The organism is Bartonella sp. CR127HXZ (genome assembly GCF_042194555.1).
GTDB lineage: Bacteria > Pseudomonadota > Alphaproteobacteria > Rhizobiales > Rhizobiaceae > Bartonella > Bartonella grahamii.
Genome location: NZ_JBHIMZ010000007.1, coordinates 117129 through 121462, shown reverse-complemented (window position 1 = coordinate 121462; position 4334 = coordinate 117129). Strand labels below are relative to the sequence as shown.

Sequence of the window (4334 nt, the reverse complement as noted above, 5' to 3'; positions counted from 1 at the left end):
GATCAATTTTATTGAAAAGTTGCGTGAACACTGTAAAGTTCATGGAATTCCTCTTTAACGAATTTTCAACTTTTTATATGATTTTTAAGCATTTTTCGTTGAGTTTTTTAGGATAGAATTAAATTTCGTAGATCTTTTCAGTCTATGAGAGAGAACTGAATATCACGCACTAACCTTTGCTTTTTACGAGCATATAGGAAAAATAATACACGAAATATTGTTATAAAAAGCCTTATCTAATAAATTTTATGGTAGGCATTTTCGTGTTTTTACTATTCAAAATTTTTATGTTATGTTTGTCCTTCTGCTGTTTGATAAGTGTATATTCAGCATTGCGTAAATGTGTGACCATTTGTAGTTTTGCTGTTTCATTTTGTAGCATAGCGAGCATTCCAATTATATGTGCTTGTAACTCAGCAATACTTTTTAGATCTTTTGTTGTCTTGATTTCGTTTAATAGTTCTTCAATTTGCTGAAAACGATTATTTGCTTCTTCAAAAGTCTTTAGACTTACGGCTTTATCAGTGATGGCTGCATATTGGCTACGCTTGTTGATAAAACTGCTAGATTCATGGACAGAGATAGGAATTTCTTCTTCTTTTAAAATATTTTTAAGTGATGTAGTTAGAGCAGAAGATTTATTTCTATTGTAGAGCGTCTCCGGATTTTTGAGGAAAAAACTGCTGTGATCTGTTTGTGCATTTTTAAGTTTTTTAGTGTCGAACTTTTGGTTTCCCGTTATAGACTCCTGTATCTTTTTTACTTCCTCAAGTTGTTTTTTTAGTGTTTCGAGAAGTGGGTCAGCTGGCGCTTCCTTTTGTTGTGGAGGTTCTTTAGGCGTTGTTTCACGTGACTTTCCAAAAAAATTGGGCCACGTCGTTGGAACTGTTGCTGACAAATCTGCCGCTCCAGCGCCAAAAGTCCAAGCCATGGCTGGGTCTGAAATCCCTAAAGTTATTACAACTACTATTGGAATGAGCTTTTTTTTCATGTTTCCCTCCTGTCATTTTTTGCGTGCTGTAAGAAAATTGGTAACCATATTGCCGGATCATCACCAACTTCCGCGATAATGCTTTCGGCTAATTCTGCGTTATCTGGTGTACCTGATAACACCAAGAGCTCGTCACTAAAGTCGTGTTCGATGGTTTTTCCACCGCTTGTCAGATGGAATTTACCAAGATTCAGTTCTGCAAGCGCAGATTGATCACCCTGCTTAATGAGGAATTGGCGACTAAACTCACCAAGTCCTTTAACGAGTTCAAATTCTGTATCTGTTAGTTTAAAGCCTTTTGTATAATCTTCATAGTTTGCCTTGGGGTTGGCTAGAAAAATGTAAGTCGCACACTGTTGAATGAGTGTTTTGGCAATATTACTTTCCAAGGCATCGCCAGGCTCTTGTGTTGCGTAAACAAAAATACCATTTTGTTTACGGATAGTCTTTTGCTTATTTTTCGCCAAATCTTCAAAGTACGGATCTTGCAAAGGCTTCCAAAACTCATCAAAGATATACATAAATCGCTGTCCGCTAATCATGCCTTCGGTGCGGTAAAGCAAATACATCATCACTGGGGTGCGAGTTTCAAAATTATCTAAAAATTCCGTGATATCAAATCCGTAAATTTGATGTGTTGAGAGATCAAGAGCATCATGGGGATTATCAAATAACCATCCATAATCACCACCTTCACACCATTTTAGTAAGCGAGCATGAACAGATGGGTGAGCATTATAATCACTTAAACGTGGATTTGGTAAAAATTGTATCAGAAAGGACAAACGACGGAGTGATTGGTCAATGTTACTGCTCATAACAGACATAACCGCTTTGTTAATTTCTTCCTCGTCGTGATGCGTGACCTCACCACCAGCTTCTGCCAATTTTTTAACAAATTGTTTCAGAAAAATCAGATTTTCTTGTGTGGGTGGGAGTTGGAAAGGATTGAAACCACTTTTCTTGCCTGGCTTGAATGTTAAATATTTTCCACCCATCGCTCGAATGGCAATTTCCATACCACGATCTTTATCAAAAACAACCGTTGTCGGCTTAAATTTTTGTGCTTGTGCTACCAAAAAGCCGAGTAACACGGTTTTACCGGAACCAGATTGTCCGATAAGTGCGGTGTTACCGAGCAAACGTTTATCTGTTGAGTCCTCTTCAAGTTTGGAGGCATGAAAGTTGAAATAAAGCGGTGTTTTACTGGTTGTTTTAAGAATTGTGACGGCTGGACCCCACGGGTTGCCAGTGGGTTTTCCTGACATAAAATTATGAAAAGATGAAAATGACAAAAAGTTCAATGATGTAATCGGAGCAGGACGTGGTCTCCATTTCCAATTGCCAGGAAGTTGTGCCCAATAGCCAGCCTCTATCGCTAAGTCTACAGGTTTGGGCAGTACCGCAACGTCTAGTAATGCTGCACTTGCTTTAGCCATATGGTCGCGAACTTGTTGAATTGTATCACCATAGATAGTCAATGTGCAGTGATGTTCTCCCATGACAAAATGCCCGCTAATAAGCTGGTTTAGTGCTTCGTCAATTTGTTCAATTTGGCTCGTTGCCACATCTCGTGCATCAATAAGGTTACGCTGATGCCGTTGTAAATAGTCTTTAGCAGCATGTCGGGAGAGCACCGAAAAGCTCTGCGTCAATACGAACTCGAAGTCACTTTCCAACAAAACATTTAATTGTCCTGGTTTGGTTGTTGCATCATATTCTTTAATTTCCAGCATTCCAAATCGACGCATTCCACTGGTTGTTCGCAATTCACCAAGAGCACCCCATTTTGAGAAAAAAGGCCGATTGATAGACATATAGTCAGAAAAACGGTCATGGCAAATTGGCATGGGGCGATATTCACCATTGACAAGCATTCCAAGGAACTCAAGTGCAGAAGAATAAGCATGCCCATTTTTTTCATAAGCACCAAGAAGTTCTGCACCGTAACGGTTTAAAGATTGGCCTAAAGTACGATTGATGTCATTGAGTTCTTTGATACATGAGTCTTGTCGCATCTTTTTTTGATCAAGCGTTTCACGTTCATGTTGAGAAAAGAACGACATAATTTTATCCGCTATCGGTTGAAAAATGACAGTCAGATATAAATCATTGACCATCAAATTATAACCAGTAAAGCTTTGCCGATATTTTTCATCAAGTTGATAGCAAAACATTTGATCAAATGTTGAATCAGGATATTCATAAACACGGCGACGCACGATATGTGTCCAAAATGATAAATTGGCTGATGCAATACCCCGTAGAGTATTATTAAGCTCTTTTGTCCATTGAAAAATATCTTCTTCTGAAGCGCTTTGATGTGAACGCCCGTCAATCTTCCAAATCGATAAATATTCCGCATTTTTAGTAGAGATAATCGTATCTGTAATATGATGTGAATAAGGCAGAAACAGGCTTACAGGTGTCTCTGATGCAAGGCGTTTGCTACTTTCAACAGCTGTCATGTTTATCTCCTTTTACTATAATCAGAGGGACTATAACTTGATGCGCCCCAAAAACCTTTGTTGCGATTGCGAAATTTAGTATCGATCCATAACCACCAGATACGAAACGCCTTATCATCGTTTTTAGTAATTTGCACCATAATGAACCATAATGGAGGTGCTATAATCCACAAAAAGATACTTACTGTCATAGCAATAACAGCGACCCCCATAACCATAACGATAAATGGCATCATGGGGACACCCCATATAGTTGGAACACGTGTTGCTCCTTTGAATAGGGGGAATTCTTTTTGTTCTTGTGATTTCATAGAGTGCTCTTGTCAGTAGAGGTGAAATAATATGTGGCTAATATAAAAGGCTGCACCAGCAATAATGACACTGAAGGCCCATCGTATAAATGTAGCTCTTGCGATGATGCGAAATATATAAATAAGCAAAAGTAATAAAAGAATAATGATGGCGACGATAGGAATAAGTATACTTAATCCATATTGCATTCCTATGAAGGCATCCAAGCTCTCAGTTTCCGTCTGAGCATATGCAGATTGCGTTATTAATAACATCATTGAAGTGATAATAATAACATTAATCCTGTTGTACGTCTTCGCTTGAAACGTGTTTGATTGTTTCATATCCTTTATCCCCTTTTAATTAAAATTGCTATAAATAATATTCCTTTTTTCAGTATGGCTACATTATTACTGGTACACACCTATAATCGATGGATATTGAAAACATTACGTATTATACTGATTCATGAATTACCTTTCAATAGTATTGAAGTAAGTTTGGTTGTAGAGGGCACGATAATAATACTGATTGTCTATCGTATAAACGTATCGTGTTGTATTGTTTGTAATTAATGCTATTAT

At 37.7% G+C, this 4334-nt stretch carries 4 protein-coding genes; all 4 read right to left on the bottom strand.

What is annotated here, in order from left to right; translation table 11 throughout:
- Positions 1-232 precede the first annotated feature (232 nt).
- Genes ACFIKY_RS05735 through ACFIKY_RS05720 form a run of 4 tightly spaced genes read right to left on the bottom strand, consistent with a single transcriptional unit; the run spans position 233 to position 4094 of the window.
- On the bottom strand, positions 233-991 hold the full coding sequence (locus ACFIKY_RS05735; protein WP_375635474.1) for a type IV secretion system protein: 759 nt from the start codon (positions 989-991) through the stop codon (positions 233-235).
- Positions 988-3459, bottom strand: coding sequence for a VirB4 family type IV secretion/conjugal transfer ATPase (locus ACFIKY_RS05730; RefSeq protein ID WP_375635475.1), 2472 nt, complete (start codon positions 3457-3459; stop codon positions 988-990). The genes ACFIKY_RS05735 and ACFIKY_RS05730 overlap by 4 nt, the downstream gene beginning before the upstream one ends.
- 2 nt (positions 3460-3461) lie before the next feature.
- A complete protein-coding gene (locus ACFIKY_RS05725) occupies positions 3462-3770 on the bottom strand; it encodes a type IV secretion system protein VirB3 (protein WP_015857019.1) in 309 nt (102 codons plus the stop codon).
- Positions 3771-3782: 12 nt separating this feature from the next.
- On the bottom strand, positions 3783-4094 hold the full coding sequence (locus ACFIKY_RS05720) for a conjugal transfer protein (protein ID WP_375635476.1): 312 nt from the start codon (positions 4092-4094) through the stop codon (positions 3783-3785).
- Between the last annotated feature and the right edge of the window lie 240 nt (positions 4095-4334).